The following is a 17,943-nucleotide window of genomic DNA, read 5'->3' as shown; positions in this document are numbered from 1 at the left end:
TGGTAGGCCGTGCGGGATTCGAACCTGCGACCAACGGATTAAAAGTCCGCTGCTCTACCAGCTGAGCTAACGACCCGTCCTTGAGAGAAAGCGACTATACCTATCGAAGCCCCATACGTCAAGCAGTTTCAGTAAAAAAGCCTGAAAACCGCTGAATCCGGAACCTTTATCCACCAGGAATGCCGAAATCATGCCCCCAAAACACTGGCCTGCACCCAGCCCAGATAGGCCGGCAAACCGCATTCTGCTGCCACAGCTACAATTTCTGGTACATCATAGGGGTGAAGTGCTTGGATTCTGGCCTGCAGCCCCTCATATTGGCTAGCAGTGGTCTTGATCAGCAAAGGGACTTCACTGGCGGTTTCAATACGCCCCTCCCAGCGGTAGACAGACTGGCAGGCCGGCAGGATATTGACACACGCGGCCAAGCCCTCGCCCACCAGCACCGCCGCCATTTGCTGTGCCAGCGCCTCGCCCGGCACATTGCACACTACGATTAACACCTTCATGCGGATATCCGTTTCATGCGTGGATTACTGATACTTTTACTGTTGTACCCGTTTCTGGAAATGTACTCGCTCTTCAGCCTGGCCGACCATATCGGCGGCGGCTGGACGCTAGCCTGGGTCATTGTCACCTTCCTGCTGGGTAGCGCCCTGATGCGCAACAGCAAGCTGGGCGGGCTGCTCACCCTGGCCGGCACCCTGCGCGAAGGCAAGGTGTCGCTGTTTTCGCTGCTGTGGCCGCTGCGCGTGATGCTGGCAGGCCTGTTGCTGGCCATTCCCGGCCTGGTAAGCGACGTGCTGGCACTACTGCTGATGCTGCCGTGGAAAGGCCCGAAACTGGCGGATATCGATATGAGCCAGGCCTTCCGCCAACCCGGCGCCCAGCAGCCTGGGCCGGATAATGCGGCCAACGGTGACATTATCGAAGGCGAATACGAGCACGTAGACCGCAGCACACCCAACGATCGCCGCCTGCACTAGGCATCCGGCAGTAATCGCGCCAGCGCGCTAGCGGCATCCAGCCCGGCAATGGCCACAATCTTGTGCCGGTTGCGCTCGCCAGTCAGCAGCACTACCGACTTGCGCGGCAGGCCCAGATAGCTGGCCAGCCAGCGCACCAGCTCGGCATTGGCCTTGCCTTCTATCGGCGGTGCGGCCAACCTGATCTTCAGCGCCTCGCCATGCTCGCCGGCAATCTCGCTCTTGCGTGCGCCAGGCTGTACGTGCAAGGTAAGGCGCACGCCTTCGGGCTGAACGGTTAACCAGGGTTTCATTGGGCGTCTTTACAAAAAGAAGCATTGTAAAACGTATTGTCATCACGTTTCACGGGAGTATCACCATGGATATCGGCATTTCCGAACAAGACCGCGCACGCATCGCAGAAGGCCTGTCACGCCTGCTGGCCGACAGCTACACGCTGTACCTGAAGACCCACTTCTTCCACTGGAACGTTACCGGCCCCATGTTCCAGACCCTGCACCTGATGTTTGAAACCCAGTACAACGAGCTGGCACTGGCGGTAGACCAGGTAGCCGAGCGCATCCGCGCCCTGGGCCACGTGGCACCAGGTAGCTATGGTGATTACGCCCGCCTGACATCGATCAGCGAAAGCCAGGGCGTGCCCAAGGCACAAGACATGATTCGCGAGCTGGTCCAGGCCCACGAAACCGTCTGTCGCACCGCACGTTCGCTGTTCCCGCTGGCCGATGCCGCGGCGGATGAGCCCACTGCCGACCTGCTGACCCAGCGCCTGCAGGTACACGAGAAAACAGCCTGGATGCTGCGCAGCCTGCTCGAGGGCTAAGCACAGGGCGGGCATGCTACACTCCGTGCAGGAGTCCGCCATGCCCGCACCTCGCCTTTTTACCCCTGTCCCCGCTGCGGTAGACAGGTCGCTGTTCAAGGTAGCGATACTGATATCGCTCGCCTTGCATCTGCTTTTGCTCGCCAGTGCCGGCGGGCTGATTCCCCCGATAACGCCCCCCGTCTGGCCGCACAGCACCCTACAGGTGACCGTGCTGAAAACCCCGCCTTCAGCTAAACCGGCACACGCCGACCTGCTGGCCCAGCACGACAGCCAGGGCGGTACCAACCCGGCCAATGACAACCATCCCCCCGCCGACCCGGCACGCACCACACCACAAGCTACCCTGCGTGCGGCCAACACGGCGCCCGATAGCCAGCAAGACCGCGCCACACCGGTGCGCGATAACCGCCAGCAAGCCCGCCTGGGCGCTGCCGCCGTTGGCGTAAGCTGGGCCGCCTATGTGGAAGACTGGCGCCGGCGCGTAGAGCGTATCGGCAACCGCCACTACCCGGCCGAGGCGCGTGCACGCGGCCTGTATGGCAGCCTGGAGCTGGTAGTGACCCTGCGCGATACCGGCGAGCTGATGAATGTACGTATCGCCCGCAGCTCCGGCAGCCCGCTGCTGGACCAGGCCGCCATCAACATCGTGCGCCTGGGCGCACCCTACCCGCCCTTCCCTGCCCGGCTTGCACAAGAATACTCATCGCTGGAAGTCGTGCGAAAATGGTCGTTTACTACCGCGCACCGGCTGGACGGCAGCTAGCCGCCCGCCACTGTAATAAGGACACACCATGTACGAAGTCAACCGCAGCGTCGCCATCCTCAAACCACGTCAGCCGTTTCTGGACTGGCTGCAAAACCTGCCCGGCAGCCTGGATGGCCAGCTGCAGCTGGCGCAGCTGCGCGCCGACTGCAATGCCCTGCTGATTCCCGCCGCCGACGATTACGAGAGTGCAGAAGACTTTGTCCGCCAGCACTACCGCACCTTGTTTGGCGCCGAGCTGGCTGACTGGTGCGATGATGATGCCTTCTGGCCCGAGCTCACCCCGGCGTTGTTTACCGAATGGTTCGATGTAGAAATCCACTCCGTGCTCACCGACCTGGTAGACAACCCGCTAGAGCGCGAAGCGTTTATCCCGCTAGACCTGGACCATAACTAAAACAGGCTGGCACCCTGCCGCAGCCCGCGCTGCGGCCAACCTTTCCACACGAGGGGAAACATGCAGCACATTACCAAGATCAAGGTTCGCGGCTACCATCTGGACCTGTACCAGCACGTGAACAACGCGCGCTATCTGGAGTTTCTGGAAGAAGCTCGCTGGACGTATTTCGAAGAGCGCGCCGACCTGCCAGCTTTCCTGGCCTCCGGTATTGCCCTGATTGTGGTGAACATCAATATCGATTACCGTCACCCCGCCACCATGAACGACGAGCTGGCCATTGCCACCTCGGTCAAGTCGGTAGGCAACCGCAGCGCAGTAATCCACCAGCGCGTGAGCCTGGAGGGTAGCGACCGCGTGGTGGCCGAAGCCGACGTGACCTTTGTGGCCTTTGATGGCCGGCAAAACAAAGCCGTGCCGATAGAAGGCAAAATGCGGGAACTTCTGGAAGGCCTGCAACACCAAGCCTGACCTGCCAGGCCGCCACAAGGCGGCCTTACCTGATGGATTTAGCACCATGAAGCTCAAGCACACCCTGATGATCCTGGCGCTGGCCGCCACCACCACGCTAAGCGGCTGCGCGTTTACCGACGCTGCGCCCGCGGTAAGCTATACCAGCCTGTCCGGCCAGCAGGCCAGTACCGATAGCCTGAAAGGCAAAGTGGTGTTGGTCAATTTCTGGGCCACCAGCTGCAGCGGCTGCATGGCAGAAATGCCCAAAATGGTGGAAACCCACCAGAAGTACGCCAAGCAAGGCTACGAGATGGTGGCTGTAGCCATGAGCTACGACCCGCTGAACTACGTGCAGGCCTACGTAAACGATAAAAAACTGCCTTTCTTTGTCACACTGGACAAGGACGGCAGCATTGCCAAAGCGTATGGCGAGATCCAGCTGACCCCCACCAGCATCCTCATCGACAAGCAGGGCAATATCGTGAAACGCTACGTGGGCGAGCCGGACTTCACCGAGCTGCACCAGCTGATCGAACAGCAGCTGAAGGCCTGATACCGGCCCACAGCCAATAAAAAGCCGCTTCAGACGAAGCGGCTTTTTTCATCTACGGCCTAACGTTGGCCGCATACCGGGCAATCCGGGTCGCGCGGCACTTTCAGCTGGCGAAAGCTCCCCTCCAGCGCCTCGTACAGCGTGAGCTGCCCCAGCGCCGGGCGGCGGCCGGCCAGCAGCTTGACCGCCTCTACCGCCTGCAGGCTGCCAATCACCCCTACCAGTGGCGCCAGTACGCCGAAAGTAGCACACGGCCCGTCGCTGGCTTCGCCCTCGTCCGGAAACAGGCAGTGGTAGCACGGCGAGGCATCGTCGCGTACATCGTATACCGCCAGCTGCCCGCTAAAGCGCACGGCAGCACCCGACACCAGGGGCACGCGGGCGGCGACACAGGCGCGGTTGATGGCGTGGCGGGTGGCAAAGTTGTCGCTGCAGTCCAGCACCAGGTCGTGTGCGGCCACCTCTGCGGCCAACCTTTCGCCGGCCAGGCGCTCGTTCAGCAAGCGTAGCTGCACGTCGGGGTTGATGGCCGCCAGCCGCGCCGCCGCCGACGCCACCTTGGGCTGCCCCAGCGTGTGCATGTCGTGAATGACCTGGCGCTGCAGGTTGGTCAGCTCTACCTTGTCGTCGTCCACCAGCGTGAGCTGGCCCACCCCGGCACTGGCCAGGTACAGCAGCGCGGGCGCGCCCAGCCCCCCCGCCCCCACCACCAGCACGCGTGCGGCCAACAGGCGCTGCTGGCCTTCTATATCGATTTCGGGCAGCAGGATATGGCGGCTGTAGCGCAGCAAAGCGCTGTCGTTCAGTTCTTTTGTCATCATGTAAAACGGCCGCTTGCGCGGCCGTCTGGGTAGCTCCCGCAGGAGCAGTAAGAAAGCAGGCTTACTCTTCGGCCACTTTACGGCTGAATTTCACGCCCAGCTGTTTGAGCTTGCGGTACAGGTGGGTACGCTCCAGGCCTACCTTCTGCGCCACGCGGCTCATATTGCCGTTTTCCAGCACGATGTGGTACTCGAAGTAGCGGCGTTCCAGCTGTTCGCGCAGCTCGCGCAGCGGCAGGCTGAAATCGAAGCCGGTTTCTTCCACCGGTTTCTCGTGGCGGAACTGCGCCAGCACCTTGTTCACTTCGGCTGCGTCGATATCATCCGACTCGGCGGTCAGGCCCAGGCTCTTGATGATGCTGCGCAGCTGCTCCAGGTTGCCCGGCCACTCATACTGGCGCATGGCATTCAGTGCCGCCGTGGTCAGGCGGCGCGTGGGCATCTGCTTGGACTCGATCAGCTCGTGCAGGATCTGCTCGGCAATGAAAGTGATGTCTTCTGCGTGCTCGCGCAGCGGCGGAATCGGCACAATCACGCTGGACAGCGCGGTCAGCATGCGGTTATCGCATTCCGGGTCTACCAGCAGCTCTTGCAATGGCCGGCTGCAGGAACAGACCAGGCGCACATTGAAGCGGTCCAGCTTGGACAGCAAAAACAGCAAGCCTTGCTGCGTACGACGGTTGTACTGGCCGATTTCCGGCAGGAACAGCACGCCGTTATTGGCTTTTTGCAGTAGCTCCAGTGGCGCGTCGGCCAGCTGTTCCAGCTTGGCAGGCGTCACCCACGGCGTATTGCCGTGGTGGAAGAACCTAGCTACCAGCTCGAAACCGACCCCTGCTTCACCGGTGAGCAATACCGGCGACTTCACCTTGGAAACGCGCTCCAGTTGGCGCTTCAGCTCGTGGATAGGTGCGCTCTTGCCCAGTTTGTCCAGGTTCAGCGAGGTATTGGCTTGCATGTCGCCATACTTCAGCGCGCGCTGCACTGTAGTGAGCAGCTTCTGTAATGCAATCGGCTTTTCGAGAAAATCGAAAGCACCGATACGGGTGGCTTCAACGGCGGTGTCGATGCTGGCATGGCCAGACATCATGACTACCGGCATGTTGAGCTGCCCGGATTTGGCCCACTCCTTCAGCAAGGTAACGCCATCGCAATCGGGCATCCAGATATCCAGCAGCACTAGGGCCGGGCGTGTCTGGTTCCGCAATTGGCGGGCAACTTCGGCATTTTCTGCCAGGGCGACGGTAAAGCCTTCGTCCTGCAAGATTTCCGAGAGCAACTCCCGGATACCGATCTCGTCATCAACAATCAGAATATCGCTGCTTCGCATTAAGCCTCCAGCAATGGCAGGGTGAGATGGATCCGCGCACCGCCACTGTCTGCATTGGCCAGATAAATCTGGCCGTGGTGTTCCTCCACTATTTTTTTCACCACCGCAAGGCCCAGGCCGGTCCCTTTTGCTTTACTGGTTACGTAAGGCTCAAAGGCACGTGGCAGTATGTCTGCACTGAACCCGGCGCCGTTGTCTTGTACACAGACGAGCGCGTTCCTTCCTTCTAGTCGGCTGCTAATTTGAATCATCGGGATGCTAGCGTCAAGGACTGCATCTTGCGCGTTCTGCAGCAGGTTATGCAAAACCTGGCGCAAAAGTGCCGCATCACCCATAAACGGCAAGGGTTCCAGACTCAAATCCACTCTCAGGGCAGGGTTGCTTTCGTAGAGAATCAATACCTCTCGCACCAGCTCATTCAGGTCCAGCGGCACCAGTTTTGTCCTGGGGGCGCGGGCATAATCCCGGAATGCATCCACCATGCCTTTCAAGGCCGTTACCTGTTTGACGATGGTATCGGTGGCACGCCGCAGCATGTCGGCGTCGCTGCCTTCGAGCTTGTCGGCCAGCTTCATGGCCAGACGTTCGGCAGAGAGCTGTATCGGTGTGAGCGGGTTGCGGATTTCATGCGCCAGCCGCTTGGCCACCTCGCCCCAGGCGGCGTCACGTTGGGCGCGCGCCAGCTCGGTAATATCGTCAAACACCACAACATAGCCGGTAGCGGACTGCTCTGGCAATACCGCACCCCGCGCAACCAGCTGGCGGCTGCCCTGCGACCCCAGGTAATCCACCTGCTGCTGCCAGTCGTGCGGGCTCACGTTGGCCGCTTCGCGCAGGATGGTATCGACCAGCGGCAACAGCTCCGGGCGCAGTGCCGGCCATACCTGAATCTCGTGCGCGGCCAGCTCGGCAAAATCCACCCCCAGGATGCGCCCGGCACTGGTGTTGGCCGCACGCAGGTTCCAGCTGCTGTCAAACGCCATCACACCGGCAGACAGGTTAGCCAGAATGCTTTCCAGATAAAGTTTGCTGGATTCCAGCAGGCGGCGGCTTTCATCGGCAGTATGCCGTGCCTCGTCCAGCTGCTGGGTCATGCGGTTGAACATGGTGGTGAGAATGCCCAGCTCGTCCTTGCGGTACACCGGGTGGCGCTTGGAATAATCGCCCTGCGCCACAGCACGGGTGCCTGCGGCCAACTCGGATAGCGGTGCCGACAGGCGCTCGGAAATAAACAGCGCAAAGGCCAGCGCCGCGGTCAGCGCCAGCAGAAAGACCAGGGCCAGGGTCAGCATGTAAAACGTTTTTAGGCCATCCCGCGCCAGCACCAGCTGGCGGTAATCGGTGCGAGCTTCCTCGATCAGCTCGGCGTCGCGGGCGATATCGGCCGGCGCTGGCTGGATCACCTGCAGGATCAGCTGCTCGCCTGTGATGAAGCTGCGGTAGGGCATCAGCACTTTCAGCAGCAGGCCGCTGCGAGCGTCGTTGTCGATGCTCTCGTGCGTCTTGCGCCCCTGCAGCGAGCGCAGCAGCTCGTAATCAGGCGCGCGTGGCAGGTAGCGGGTATCGTCCGGGCCGGCAAAGCTCACCAGCTGGCCCTGACGGGTGTACACCGCCACTTCTTCCACGCCCAGCTGCTCGCGCAGGCGGGATAGCCGGCTGTTGAGCTCGCGCTCGCTCTGGTCGGCCACGTCCAGCGCAATCACGCGCGCCTTGCGCGACACGTCGGTCAGCACGTAGCCCAGCGCGTTTTTGCCCAGCTCCAGCCCGCGGTCCAGCGCGCTTTCTACTTGTACGTTGAACCAGCTTTCGATACTACGCGTCAGGAACTGCGCCGAGACGGTAAACACCAGCATGCCCGGCAGCAGGGCCACCACGGCAAACATCACCACCATTTTTTGCGTGAGTTTGGCGCCGAACTCGCGGCTTTTCACCCGGCGGCGCAGCCGCAACAGCTGGCGTAGCACCACACCGAGCAGGCCCAGCAGGCCCAGCACATTCAGGCCGAAAACCCACCAGTAGTACTCGGCCAGCTTGGAGGTATTGCCGGTAGAAATAGCCAGCAGGTAGAGCATGACGACACCCAGTGCCGCCGCAATCACCGGATAGCGCATCAGTTCATTACCTCGGGCGCAACGGTTACCCATTCGGATTCAAGCGCCCAGTCACGCGAGCCCAGGGCATTGAGCTGAAATGGCCGTGGCAGCTGGCCGATATCCAGCTCCAGCCGTACCCGGCCACGCAGGTCACGCTGGTTGTCACGGCTCCAGCTGGATAGATCCATCACACGCCAGCCGGCAATGCTGCCCACGGCAGACAAGGCCTCGTTCAAGGAGCCGTAGTTCGTTGCCAAACCGCCAATGGCCACCCGGTAACGGTTAGTCAAACGGTAGTAGACCAGCTTGAAACTGAGTGTGGCGGTGGGCTCGAACAAGGTCTTGACTTGCAGCCACCAGGCCGAGGTTCGTGGCCGGGTAAGCTCGAAGGTAAGCTGGAAAGTCAGCGGCACGCCCTGCTGCAATGCGTCTTGCAGCGGTGGCGGCAGCGTGGTCTGGTAGCGGGTGGAGATTTCGAGGGCGCCATCTTCGATATTGGCCGCCAGGCGGCGTACCACAATGCCCTCTGCCGCCTGCGCAGGCAGCGCAGACAGCAGGCACACAATAAAAATGCCTAGCGCTAGGCTAAACCTTTTTAACCAGCAGGGCGTAGTAGAAGCCGTCATGTTCCGAGGTGGGCAGCAATTGTTCGTCTTTCAACAGTTTCGCATCGCCATGACGCTTGAGGAAAGCGTCGACTTGCTGGCGGTTTTCCTCCGGCATGATGGAGCAGGTGGCGTACAGCAGCTTGCCGCCTGCGGCCAACGTTGGCCACAGTGCATCCACCATGGCGGCCTGTTGTTTGCCCAGCGCGGCAAAGTCGTCCGGGCGGCGCAGCCACTTGATATCCGGGTGACGGCGCACCACACCGCTGGCTGAGCACGGCACGTCAGCGAGGATGCGGTCGAACGGCTGGCCATCCCACCAGGTTTCCGGCTTGGCGGCATCGGCGGCTTTCAATGTGGCGGAAAGCCCAAGGCGCTGCAGGTTGTCTTCCACGCGTTGCAGGCGCTCGGCGTCCACATCCAGCGCCACCAGCTTGGCCTGGGCCAGTTCCAGGATGTGACCGGTCTTGCCACCCGGTGCCGCGCAGGCGTCCAGCACACGCATGCCGTCGGCGACGTCCAGCAGCAAGGCGGCCTTTTGCGCACCAAAGTCCTGCACCGACACCACGCCTTCGGCAAAGCCCGGCAGATCACGCACATTGCACGGCACGTCCAGCAGCACGGCCTGGCCTTTGATGATGCGGGCCTTGATGTCTTTTGCGGCCAACTGCGCCACGTAGTCTTCGGCGCTGAGCTTGCCGGCATTCACACGCAGCGTCATGGGCGGGCGGCGGTTGGACATTTCCAGCACCGAGGCCCACTGCGTGGGGTAGGCGGCACGCAGGCGCTGTACCCACCAGCGCGGGTGGTTGTAGCGCGCTTCGTTATCGCGGCCGGCGTCGGCCAGCAGGTTGTCTTTATTGCGCAGGAAGTTGCGCAGCGTGCCGTTGACCAGGCCTTTCAGGCGGCCCATGGCGATGTCTTCTGCGCAGCGCACCGCCTGGTCTACCACGGCGTAAGGCGCGGCACGGGTATGTGCCAGCTGGTAGAGGGCTACCAGCAGCAGGCGTTCGATGTCGTCGGAAGGCAGGCGCTTGGGCACCAGCTCGCGCAGGATAAAGCGCAGCTGGCCCAGGTGGCGCAGGGTGCCGTAGCCGATGTCCTGCAGCGCGCCGCGCTCGCCAGCGGTGAGCTCGGTACTGCGCTGGGCGGCCGCCAGTGCTTCGGTGAGGGTACGGCCTTCTTCGACACGCGCGATCAAACCCGCGGCCAGTTCCTGAATACGATGCATGCTGTTTGGGTCTTTCCAATAAAACCGGCCACCGCCCGGCTAGGGCGGTGGCCGCAAATCAAATTTAAGGCCGAATGATACCGTTTCACACGCCGCCGCGGGCAATCTCCTGCAGGCGGGCGATGCGTTCTTCGGTGTGCGGGTGGGTGCGGAACAAGCTGCTGATGCCACCGCCACCGGATAGCGGGTTGATGATCATCATCTGCGCGGTTTCCGGGTGCGCCTCGGCGGCGGGCATGGTGCGGTACTGCGCGTAGTACTCGATCTTCTGCAAGGCGGCGGCCAACGCTAGCGGGTCGCCACTGATTTCGGCGCCGCCACGGTCTGCTTCAAACTCGCGCGCCCGGGAAATGGCCATCTGGATCAGGCTGGCGGCCAGGGGCGCCAGCAGCGCCACGGCGATGCCGGCGATGGGGTTGACCGGGCGGCCACTCTCGTCGCGGCCGCCAAAGAACATGGCAAAGTTGGCCAGCGCGGAAATGGCACCGGCCATGGTGGCGCTGACGGTAGAGATCAGCGTGTCGCGGTGCTTCACGTGGGCCAGCTCGTGCGCCATCACGCCGCGCAGCTCGCGGTAATCGAGCATGCGCATGATGCCGGTGGTGGCCGCCACGGCGGCGTGCTCGGGGTTGCGCCCGGTAGCAAAGGCGTTGGGCTGCTCTTCGTGAATCACGTACACACGCGGCATGGGCATATTGGCGCGCTGCGCCAGCTCGGCCACCATGCCGTACAGCTCGGGGGCGGATTGCGCATCCACCTGCTGGGCGTTGTACATACGCAACACCATCTGGTCGGAGTTCCAGTAGGCGTACACGTTCATGCCCCCACCCAGCAGCAGGGCAATCAGCATGCCGGTCTTGCCGCCCATCATGCCGCCTATCACCACGAACAGCGCCAGGATGGCCGCCATCAACAGCGTGGTCTTGAACCAGTTAAAGCCCATGTCTTGCTCCTTTGAGGCGTTCTTTACTGACTATGAGGGCGGCAGGCCGGCAACTCAAGCACCCAGTACAGCGCCTGCCAGTGCCGGGCGGCCGGCAATAAAGTCGCGTGCGGCCAACCTTTTGCCACCGGCTGCCTGCAGTTGCGTTAATACAACAAGCCCGTGGCCGCTGCCCACGACCACGCCGTCTGCATCGGCGCGCACCACCTGCCCTGCCGGTGCCTGGCCATCGATGGCGTGGGCGTGCCACAGCTTGAGTGCCTCGCCAGCCAACAGGGTGTGCGCGCCGGGTGCCGGGTTGTAGGCGCGAATGGCGCAGGCGATGTCGGCGGCGGGCAGCTGCCAGTCTACGCGGGCTTCTTCTTTGGTGAGCTTGGCGGCGTAGGTGACCCCGGCCTCCGGCTGTTTAACGGCTGGGCAGGCACCCAGTGCCGCCAGCGTGCTCACAATAGCCTCGGCCCCCAATGCGGCCAACTTATCGTGCAGGCTGGCGGCGCTGTCGTCTGCTGCGATCGGCAGCGGGTGAACCGACAGCATGTCGCCGGTATCCAGGCCCACATCCATCTGCATGATGGTGATGCCGGTTTCCGCGTCGCCCGCCAGAATGGCGCGCTGGATAGGCGCCGCACCGCGCCAGCGCGGCAGCAGCGAGGCGTGGATATTCAGGCAGCCACGGGCGGGCATGTCCAGCACGGCTTTGGGCAGCAGCAGGCCATAGGCTGCCACCACCATCACCTCGGCGCTCACGTCGGCCACCAGTGCCTGCGCCTCGGGGGTTTTCAGCGTCAGCGGCTGCTCCACGCGCAGGCCGTGCTGCAAGGACAGCTCTTTTACCGGGCTGGGCTTGAGTTTCATGCCGCGCCCGGCCGGGCGGTCTGGCTGGGTAAGCACCAGAGGAATCTCGTGGCCAGCGTCAATCAGCGCCTGTAGCGCCTGGGCAGCAAAGACCGGCGTACCGGCAAATATCAGTTTCATCGGGTGTCTTTCCTGGCTGCGTGGCCTGGGCCATCGCTAAAAAGCCAAAGGGCACGCTTGCGTGCCCCGGTTAACTACAGCAGCAGCAGGCTGCGGCAGCTTACATGTTTTGTTTTTCGCGCTTTTTCATCTTGGTCTTGATGCGGCTTTGCTTCATCTCGGACAGGTATTCCACAAATACCTTGCCGTCCAGATGATCGACCTCGTGCTGCAGGCAGATGGCCAGCAGGCCGTCGGCCTCCAGCTCGAAAAACTCGCCCTTGGCGTTTTGGGCGCGCAGCTTTACACGCTCGGCACGGGTCACTTTGTCGTACACGCCAGGCACCGACAGGCAGCCTTCTTCGTACACGGTTTCGCCGTCTTTTTGCAAAAATTCGGGGTTGATCACCACCAGTGGCTCGGTTTTGTCTTCCGACACATCGATCACCAGCAGGCGGTAGTGGTAGTTCACCTGCGTGGCAGCCAGGCCAATGCCTTTGGCCTCGTGCATGGTTTCAAACATATCGTCGACCTGCTTTTGCAGCGCCGCGTCGAAGAGGGTGACCGGGGCGGCTACCTTGTGCAGGCGCGGGTCCGGGTAGTGCAGGATGTTAAGCAGTGCCATGATTCAAACAGATTTCCAGTTGTGGGATGGCGGCAGCCAGAACGATAATGTTGCCAGCATCCGGTTAGCCTTTTTCTCAAGTGCCGGTCAAATGGGGTCACTTTCTGATGTTTAAACCTATTATATCGCTACTCCTCGCCCTTGGCCTGTCTGCGCCGGCTTACGCCGACACACTGGCGTTACGCGAGGGCGCACCGCAACGCTACGTGGTCAAAAAGGGCGATACCCTGTGGGATATTTCGGCCCGCTACCTGAAGTCTCCCTGGAAGTGGCCACAGCTGTGGCGCCTGAACCGCGACGAGGTGAAAAACCCGCACCTGATCTACCCCGGTGAAACACTGGTATTGGACATGATAAACGGCGAACCGGTTCTGCGCCGCGAGGGTAGCCGTGTGGTAAAGCTGTCACCACAGATTCGCAGCCAGCAGCTGGATGCCGCCATCAGCACCATCCCGGCCCGCATGATCGAGCCCTTCCTGAAACGCCCGCTGCTGCTGGACGACCTGTCCAGCTACGATAGCGCGCCGCGCATCATTGCCGGCCAGGACAACCGGGTGATCCTGTCTACCACCGACGTGGCCTATGGCCAGGGCCTGGATGCCGGCGGCACCTGGCAAGCCTACCGCCTGGGCCGTACCATTACCGACCCGGATACCAAAGAAGTGCTGGGCCATGAAGTTACCTATGGCGGCGAGCTGACCGTAAGCAAGCTGGACACCATCAGCACGCTGAAGGTGGGCAAGGTGGCCGAAGAAGTGCTGGTAGGCGACCGCCTGATGAAGGCCAGCCAGTTCACCGTGATGCAATACGCCCCGCACGAAGCACCCGCGGCGCTGGAAGGCCGCGTGGTCAGCGCCTACAACGGCGTGAACGAAATCGGCCAGAATTATAATGTCATGATCAACCGCGGCCTGCGCGACGGGGTAGAAATCGGCCACGTCTTCGGCATCTACCGCGCACCGCGTAGTGTGCAGATTGCCCCCAAGCAGCACGCCATGCTGCCTACCCAGCAAGTTGGCCGACTCATCGTTTATCGCGTCTTCAACAAGGCCTCCTACGCCCTGGTAGTCGATGCGACCCAGCCAGTCATCGTGGGCGACCGCGTCGCCCTGCCCGAATGAGCGATAGCCTGCAAGACTGGGCCACCCTAGCGCTGTCGCCCGGCATCGGCCCGCAGCGCTTTTTGCAGCTACTGCAGCGCTTTGGCAGCGCCACGGCCGTACTGGCGGCCAACCGTAGCCAGCTCGCCGGCGTACTGGAAGGCGAGGCGCTGGATGCGCTGGGCGGCGATATCGCCCGCCAGAGCGCCGCCGATGCCCTGGCCTGGGCACAGCAGCCCGGCTGTAGCCTGCTCACCCTGAACGACCCGGACTACCCCTGCCAGCTGGCCGAAGCCGGCGCTGCCCCGCCGCTGCTGTTTGCCCGCGGCCAACGTGCCCTGCTCGCCACCCCCATGCTGGCTATCGTGGGCAGCCGCAACGCCACCCCGCAGGGCGAAGATAACGCGCGTACCTTTGCCAAAAGGTTGGCCGCACAGGGCTACACCATCGTTAGCGGCCTGGCCGGCGGCATCGACGCCGCCGCCCACGAAGGCGCCCTGGCAGCGGGCGGCGGCACCATTGCCATCATCGGCACCGGCATAGACCGCGTGTACCCGGCCAGTAACCGCAAGCTGGCGCACCAGATCGCCGAGCAGGGCCTGATCCTGTCCGAATTTGCACTGGGCATGGGCCCGCTGGCGCAACATTTCCCGCGCCGCAACCGCATCATTGCCGGCCTGTGCCGTGGTTGCCTGGTGGTGGAGGCTACCCTGCAAAGCGGCTCGCTGATCACCGCCCGCCTGTCGCTGGAAGCCGGGCGCGAAGTCATGGCCATACCCGGATCCATCCTGAACCCGCAGGCCCGCGGCTGCCACCGCCTGATCAAGGACGGCGCGCGGCTGGTGGAAACGGTAGACGACGTACTGGACGAAATTGGCAAGCCGTCAGCCCTGCTACCCGACACCGCTGCACCGGCAGAACAAGAGCTCACCCAAGGCCCCGATATTCTGCAGGCCATGGGCTACGACCCGGTAGACGCCGACACCCTTGCCAGCCGGCTCGGGTTGACGGCGGGGGACGTTTACGCGATGCTTCTTGAGCTCGAACTACTGGGCCATGTCGACAGCATGCAAGGCGGGCGCTACCAGCGCCGTGCCGACGCCCACTAGCCAACCCATACAAGTGACTGATTCCTATAGATGTTTGACGTTCTCGCCTTTTTGCTAGAAGAATTCAATGACCCCGATCATTGCCCCGCCCGTGATGATCTGGGGCGCCAGCTCGCCGCAGCAGGTTTCGAAAATGAAGAAATCAGCGACGCGCTGGACTGGCTTGACGGCCTGAACGAGCTGAATGAAGGTGCCTATCTGGGCGCCAATGAAGGCAGTGGCATGCGTGTTTTTCACGAATACGAAATCTCGCGCCTGCCAAGCGACGTACGCGGCCTGATCGTGTTTCTGGAACACAACGGCGCCCTGTCACCGGCCCAGCGAGAAATGCTGATCGACCGCCTGCTGGTGATGCCGGACGACGAAATTACCCTGCCAACCGCCAAACTGGCCGCACTGATGGTACTGTGGGCACAACGCGCAGAACTGCCGGTGCTGGTAGGTGAAGACCTGCTCAGCGCCCTGCACGGCGAACCCACCATGCAATAAGCACACACTGCGCGCCATCAAGGTTGGCCGCAGTGTCAGGATTCGACAAGAGCGCAAAACCTTGCGCTCTTGTTTTGTTTGATGAATACACAATATGTCGCGCCCCATGGCGTGCTACTGAAAACAAAGCAGACATGCCCTCCAGTCTCCTGATCGTCGAATCGCCCTCCAAGGCGAAAACGCTGAAAAAATACCTGGGCCCGGACTTTGAAGTCCTGGCTTCCTACGGCCACGTGCGCGACCTGGTACCGAAAAACGGTGCTGTGGACCCGGAAAAAGACTTCGCCATGAAGTACCAGCTGATTGCGCGCAACAGCAAACACGTGGACGCCATCATCGAAGCCGTGGGCAAGGTAGACCATGTCTATCTAGCAACGGATCCGGACCGCGAAGGCGAAGCCATTTCCTGGCACCTGGTAGAAATCCTCAACAAGAAAAAACTGTTGAAGGACAAAACCGCCCAGCGCGTGGTGTTCCACGAAATCACCAAGAACGCGGTACTGGAAGCCATCGCCAACCCGCGCCCCATCGCGCAGGACCTGGTAGACGCCCAGCAAGCACGCCGCGCGCTGGACTACCTGGTAGGTTTCAACCTGTCGCCGCTGCTGTGGAAGAAAATCCGCCGCGGCCTGTCTGCCGGCCGTGTACAAAGCCCGGCGCTGCGCCTGATCTGCGAACGCGAGAACGAGATCAAGGCCTTTGTGGAGCAGGAGTACTGGACCGTCCACCTGGACAGCCACAAGAGCCGTACCAAGTTCAGCGCCAAGCTCACCCAGTTTGCCGGCAAAAAGCTGGAACAATTCGACGTGCCCAACGAAGCGGAACAAAGCCGCATCCTGGGCCTGCTGGCTGGCCATGCGGCCAACGTCACCAGCATCGAAAAGAAAAAGAAATCGCGCAGCCCCGCCGCGCCGTTCACCACGTCCACCCTGCAGCAGGAAGGCGTGCGCAAGCTGGGCATGACCACCGACCGCACCATGCGTACCGCGCAGCAGCTGTACGAAGGTATCGACATCGGCCAGGGCACCGTGGGCCTGATTACCTATATGCGTACCGACTCGGTGGCACTGGCCAATGAAGCGGTAGAAGAAATCCGCGGCTACATTGCCGAGCGTTTCGACGCCGAGCACCTGCCCAAGAACGCCGTCAGCTACAAGAACAAGTCCAAGAATGCCCAGGAAGCGCACGAGGCCATCCGCCCGACGTCCATCCTGCGCACGCCGGAATCGGTGAAACCGTTCCTGACCACCGACCAGTTCAAGCTGTACGACATGGTATGGAAGCGCACCCTGGCCTGCCAGATGGCACCGGCACGCTTTGACACCACCAGTATCGATATCGCCGTAGGTGATGGCGTGTTCCGCGCCAGCGGCCAGGTACAGGTATTTGCCGGCTTCCTGTCGGTGTACGAAGAAGACGTCGACGACGCCGAAGACGAAGAAAATGCCAAGCTGCCGCTACTGACCGAAGGCGAAACCCTGCCGGTAGACAAACTGTACGGCGACCAGCACTTTACCCAGCCGCCACCGCGCTTCTCGGAAGCCAGCCTGGTTAAAGCGCTGGAAGAATTCGGCATCGGCCGCCCGTCCACCTACGCCAGCATCATCTCCACGCTGAAAGACCGCGAATACGTCATCATCGACAAAAAGCGCTTCTTCCCTACCGATACCGGCGACATCGTTAACAAGTTCCTGACCGAGCACTTTGCTCAGTATGTGGACTACAACTTTACCGCCAAGCTGGAAAACCAGCTGGATGAAATCGCCAGTGGCAGCCGCCAGTGGGTGCCGGTGATGGATAGCTTCTGGAAGGGTTTTTCCAAGCAGATCACCGAAAAAGAAGGCATTTCGCGCGCAGAAGTCACCACCGAAAGCCTGGACGAAGCCTGCCCGAAATGCAGCAAACCGCTGTCGATCAAGTTTGGCAAACGCGGCCGCTTCATTGCCTGCACCGGCTACCCGGACTGCGACTACACCCGCAACGTGGGTGAAACCGCCGAGCAAGCAGCCGCAGAAGCCGAAGCCCCGACCGTGATCGAAGACCGTACCTGCCCGGATTGCGGCGGCGAGCTGCACATCAAGAAAGGCCGCTTCGGCAAGTTCATCGGCTGCGCCAACTACCCCAAGTGCAAGCATATCGAGCCACTGGAAAAGCCACGCGACACCGGCGTACAGTGCCCGGAATGCAAGACCGGTAGCCTGATCGAGCGCAAGAGCCGCTACGGCAAGCTGTTCTACAGCTGCAATACCTACCCCAAGTGCAAGTACGCCACCTGGAACCCGCCGATTGCCGAGCCTTGCCCTAAATGCAACTGGCCCATCCTGACGCTGAAAACCACCAAGCGTCGTGGTACCGAAAAAGTGTGCCCGCAAAAAGAATGCGGCTACGCCGAGCAGATCGCCCCGCCGGAAGGCAAGGCCGAAGCCTGATCCACCGCTACACCCAAGCCAGCCTGCGGGCTGGCTTTTTTATGTCTGGTTCACCCACAGTTCACGCAAAACTCATCATGTGCTGGCTGATTTCACGCAAAAATCATGCAAAAAAGCCACTAAGCTTCAACCTTAGCCGCCCGCCTGTGGCCAGCATGGCCACGCAAACACCCCCCGCGTTTGCCAGACGGACAGCCCCACCGGGCCATGCATCGCCCCACTGCGCTGCATGACAT

The 17,943-nt window shown here is 61.7% G+C and carries 20 protein-coding genes and 1 tRNA gene; 10 read left to right on the top strand and 11 right to left on the bottom strand.

Features of this window, described 5'->3' with window-relative positions; genetic code table 11:
- Both FLQ44_RS16350 and cutA read right to left on the bottom strand, forming a co-directional pair.
- A tRNA-Lys gene (locus FLQ44_RS16350) sits at positions 1 to 76 on the bottom strand.
- Positions 77 to 188: 112 nt separating this feature from the next.
- Positions 189 to 509 carry a divalent-cation tolerance protein CutA gene (gene cutA / locus FLQ44_RS16345; RefSeq protein ID WP_147695254.1) on the bottom strand — a complete coding sequence of 107 codons (321 nt, stop codon included), beginning with the start codon at positions 507 to 509 and terminating at the stop codon, positions 189 to 191.
- 15 nt (positions 510 to 524) lie between these two features.
- Between cutA and FLQ44_RS16340 the strand changes: the two genes are divergently transcribed.
- Positions 525 to 986, top strand: coding sequence for an FxsA family protein (locus FLQ44_RS16340; protein WP_147686703.1), 462 nt, complete (start codon positions 525 to 527; stop codon positions 984 to 986).
- On the opposite strand, the gene FLQ44_RS16335 is transcribed toward FLQ44_RS16340, so the two are convergent.
- Positions 983 to 1,279, bottom strand: a complete 297-nt coding sequence (locus FLQ44_RS16335) for a DUF167 domain-containing protein (protein ID WP_147695253.1) — start codon at positions 1,277 to 1,279, stop codon at positions 983 to 985. The genes FLQ44_RS16340 and FLQ44_RS16335 overlap by 4 nt on opposite strands.
- Positions 1,280 to 1,344: 65 nt before the next feature.
- Between FLQ44_RS16335 and FLQ44_RS16330 the strand changes: the two genes are divergently transcribed.
- The 5 genes from FLQ44_RS16330 to FLQ44_RS16310 are packed head-to-tail and all read left to right on the top strand — an operon-like array spanning position 1,345 to position 3,978.
- Positions 1,345 to 1,809, top strand: coding sequence for a Dps family protein (locus FLQ44_RS16330; protein WP_017507284.1), 465 nt, complete (start codon positions 1,345 to 1,347; stop codon positions 1,807 to 1,809).
- 40 nt (positions 1,810 to 1,849) lie between these two features.
- Complete coding sequence (locus tag FLQ44_RS16325) at positions 1,850 to 2,575, top strand: energy transducer TonB (RefSeq protein ID WP_170253000.1); 726 nt, start codon at positions 1,850 to 1,852, stop codon at positions 2,573 to 2,575.
- Between the two features lie 28 nt (positions 2,576 to 2,603).
- Complete coding sequence (locus FLQ44_RS16320) at positions 2,604 to 2,972, top strand: VacJ (protein ID WP_147686694.1); 369 nt, start codon at positions 2,604 to 2,606, stop codon at positions 2,970 to 2,972.
- 60 nt (positions 2,973 to 3,032) lie between these two features.
- Complete coding sequence (locus FLQ44_RS16315; protein WP_147695251.1) at positions 3,033 to 3,443, top strand: acyl-CoA thioesterase; 411 nt, start codon at positions 3,033 to 3,035, stop codon at positions 3,441 to 3,443.
- 46 nt (positions 3,444 to 3,489) lie between these two features.
- Entirely contained in the window at positions 3,490 to 3,978 is a 489-nt protein-coding gene (locus tag FLQ44_RS16310; protein WP_147695250.1) for a TlpA family protein disulfide reductase, read from the top strand.
- A gap of 59 nt (positions 3,979 to 4,037) precedes the next feature.
- On the opposite strand, the gene FLQ44_RS16305 is transcribed toward FLQ44_RS16310, so the two are convergent.
- The 8 genes from FLQ44_RS16305 to def all read right to left on the bottom strand — a co-directional run bounded on the left by FLQ44_RS16305 (position 4,038) and on the right by def (position 12,580).
- Complete coding sequence (locus tag FLQ44_RS16305) at positions 4,038 to 4,799, bottom strand: HesA/MoeB/ThiF family protein (RefSeq protein ID WP_147695249.1); 762 nt, start codon at positions 4,797 to 4,799, stop codon at positions 4,038 to 4,040.
- 61 nt (positions 4,800 to 4,860) lie between these two features.
- Positions 4,861 to 6,129, bottom strand: a complete 1,269-nt coding sequence (locus FLQ44_RS16300; protein WP_017507290.1) for a sigma-54-dependent transcriptional regulator — start codon at positions 6,127 to 6,129, stop codon at positions 4,861 to 4,863.
- Positions 6,129 to 8,240 carry a sensor histidine kinase gene (locus FLQ44_RS16295; protein ID WP_147695248.1) on the bottom strand — a complete coding sequence of 704 codons (2,112 nt, stop codon included), beginning with the start codon at positions 8,238 to 8,240 and terminating at the stop codon, positions 6,129 to 6,131. Before FLQ44_RS16295 ends, FLQ44_RS16300 begins: the two co-directional genes overlap by 1 nt.
- Positions 8,240 to 8,785 (bottom strand): DUF4390 domain-containing protein, encoded by a 546-nt coding sequence (locus FLQ44_RS16290; RefSeq protein WP_240801305.1) that lies wholly within the window; start codon positions 8,783 to 8,785, stop codon positions 8,240 to 8,242. The genes FLQ44_RS16295 and FLQ44_RS16290 overlap by 1 nt, the downstream gene beginning before the upstream one ends.
- Positions 8,786 to 8,807: 22 nt before the next feature.
- Positions 8,808 to 10,058: a 16S rRNA (cytosine(967)-C(5))-methyltransferase RsmB gene (gene rsmB / locus FLQ44_RS16285; protein ID WP_147695246.1), complete on the bottom strand. Its 1,251-nt coding sequence runs from the start codon at positions 10,056 to 10,058 to the stop codon at positions 8,808 to 8,810.
- Between the two features lie 85 nt (positions 10,059 to 10,143).
- The gene (gene htpX / locus FLQ44_RS16280) at positions 10,144 to 11,001 is read right to left on the bottom strand and encodes a zinc metalloprotease HtpX (RefSeq protein WP_147695245.1); all 858 of its coding nucleotides are present in this window, start codon (positions 10,999 to 11,001) and stop codon (positions 10,144 to 10,146) included.
- Positions 11,002 to 11,055: 54 nt separating this feature from the next.
- Entirely contained in the window at positions 11,056 to 11,976 is a 921-nt protein-coding gene (gene fmt / locus FLQ44_RS16275; RefSeq protein ID WP_147695244.1) for a methionyl-tRNA formyltransferase, read from the bottom strand.
- 100 nt (positions 11,977 to 12,076) lie between these two features.
- Entirely contained in the window at positions 12,077 to 12,580 is a 504-nt protein-coding gene (gene def, locus FLQ44_RS16270; protein ID WP_147695243.1) for a peptide deformylase, read from the bottom strand.
- Positions 12,581 to 12,687: 107 nt separating this feature from the next.
- Between def and FLQ44_RS16265 the strand changes: the two genes are divergently transcribed.
- The 4 genes from FLQ44_RS16265 (at position 12,688) to topA (ending at position 17,707) form a co-directional block, all read left to right on the top strand.
- Positions 12,688 to 13,701 (top strand): LysM peptidoglycan-binding domain-containing protein, encoded by a 1,014-nt coding sequence (locus tag FLQ44_RS16265; protein WP_147695242.1) that lies wholly within the window; start codon positions 12,688 to 12,690, stop codon positions 13,699 to 13,701.
- On the top strand, positions 13,698 to 14,789 hold the full coding sequence (dprA, locus tag FLQ44_RS16260; RefSeq protein ID WP_147695241.1) for a DNA-processing protein DprA: 1,092 nt from the start codon (positions 13,698 to 13,700) through the stop codon (positions 14,787 to 14,789). The genes FLQ44_RS16265 and dprA overlap by 4 nt, the downstream gene beginning before the upstream one ends.
- Positions 14,790 to 14,819: 30 nt before the next feature.
- Positions 14,820 to 15,278, top strand: coding sequence for a Smg family protein (locus tag FLQ44_RS16255; protein WP_147686669.1), 459 nt, complete (start codon positions 14,820 to 14,822; stop codon positions 15,276 to 15,278).
- Positions 15,279 to 15,412: 134 nt separating this feature from the next.
- A complete protein-coding gene (topA, locus tag FLQ44_RS16250) occupies positions 15,413 to 17,707 on the top strand; it encodes a type I DNA topoisomerase (RefSeq protein WP_147695240.1) in 2,295 nt (764 codons plus the stop codon).
- Positions 17,708 to 17,943: the final 236 nt, after the last annotated feature.

Source organism: Vogesella mureinivorans (assembly GCF_007644035.1).
Taxonomy (GTDB): Bacteria; Pseudomonadota; Gammaproteobacteria; order Burkholderiales; family Chromobacteriaceae; genus Vogesella; species Vogesella mureinivorans.
This window is presented reverse-complemented; position numbering and strand designations above follow the sequence as displayed.

What these genes read in the sequence shown, in the direction of transcription:
- cutA (WP_147695254.1), bottom strand. Translation starts at nt 509, where the DNA reads ATGAAGGTGTTAATCGTAGTGTGCAATGTGCCGGGCGAGGCGCTGGCA.
- FLQ44_RS16315 (WP_147695251.1), top strand. Translation starts at nt 3,033, where the DNA reads ATGCAGCACATTACCAAGATCAAGGTTCGCGGCTACCATCTGGACCTG.
- htpX (WP_147695245.1), bottom strand. Translation starts at nt 11,001, where the DNA reads ATGGGCTTTAACTGGTTCAAGACCACGCTGTTGATGGCGGCCATCCTG.
- FLQ44_RS16330 (WP_017507284.1), top strand. Translation starts at nt 1,345, where the DNA reads ATGGATATCGGCATTTCCGAACAAGACCGCGCACGCATCGCAGAAGGC.
- fmt (WP_147695244.1), bottom strand. Translation starts at nt 11,976, where the DNA reads ATGAAACTGATATTTGCCGGTACGCCGGTCTTTGCTGCCCAGGCGCTA.
- dprA (WP_147695241.1), top strand. Translation starts at nt 13,698, where the DNA reads ATGAGCGATAGCCTGCAAGACTGGGCCACCCTAGCGCTGTCGCCCGGC.
- FLQ44_RS16295 (WP_147695248.1), bottom strand. Translation starts at nt 8,240, where the DNA reads ATGCGCTATCCGGTGATTGCGGCGGCACTGGGTGTCGTCATGCTCTAC.
- FLQ44_RS16255 (WP_147686669.1), top strand. Translation starts at nt 14,820, where the DNA reads ATGTTTGACGTTCTCGCCTTTTTGCTAGAAGAATTCAATGACCCCGAT.
- FLQ44_RS16300 (WP_017507290.1), bottom strand. Translation starts at nt 6,129, where the DNA reads ATGCGAAGCAGCGATATTCTGATTGTTGATGACGAGATCGGTATCCGG.
- FLQ44_RS16320 (WP_147686694.1), top strand. Translation starts at nt 2,604, where the DNA reads ATGTACGAAGTCAACCGCAGCGTCGCCATCCTCAAACCACGTCAGCCG.
- FLQ44_RS16325 (WP_170253000.1), top strand. Translation starts at nt 1,850, where the DNA reads ATGCCCGCACCTCGCCTTTTTACCCCTGTCCCCGCTGCGGTAGACAGG.
- FLQ44_RS16265 (WP_147695242.1), top strand. Translation starts at nt 12,688, where the DNA reads ATGTTTAAACCTATTATATCGCTACTCCTCGCCCTTGGCCTGTCTGCG.
- topA (WP_147695240.1), top strand. Translation starts at nt 15,413, where the DNA reads ATGCCCTCCAGTCTCCTGATCGTCGAATCGCCCTCCAAGGCGAAAACG.
- FLQ44_RS16335 (WP_147695253.1), bottom strand. Translation starts at nt 1,279, where the DNA reads ATGAAACCCTGGTTAACCGTTCAGCCCGAAGGCGTGCGCCTTACCTTG.
- rsmB (WP_147695246.1), bottom strand. Translation starts at nt 10,058, where the DNA reads ATGCATCGTATTCAGGAACTGGCCGCGGGTTTGATCGCGCGTGTCGAA.
- FLQ44_RS16310 (WP_147695250.1), top strand. Translation starts at nt 3,490, where the DNA reads ATGAAGCTCAAGCACACCCTGATGATCCTGGCGCTGGCCGCCACCACC.
- FLQ44_RS16305 (WP_147695249.1), bottom strand. Translation starts at nt 4,799, where the DNA reads ATGATGACAAAAGAACTGAACGACAGCGCTTTGCTGCGCTACAGCCGC.
- FLQ44_RS16340 (WP_147686703.1), top strand. Translation starts at nt 525, where the DNA reads ATGCGTGGATTACTGATACTTTTACTGTTGTACCCGTTTCTGGAAATG.
- def (WP_147695243.1), bottom strand. Translation starts at nt 12,580, where the DNA reads ATGGCACTGCTTAACATCCTGCACTACCCGGACCCGCGCCTGCACAAG.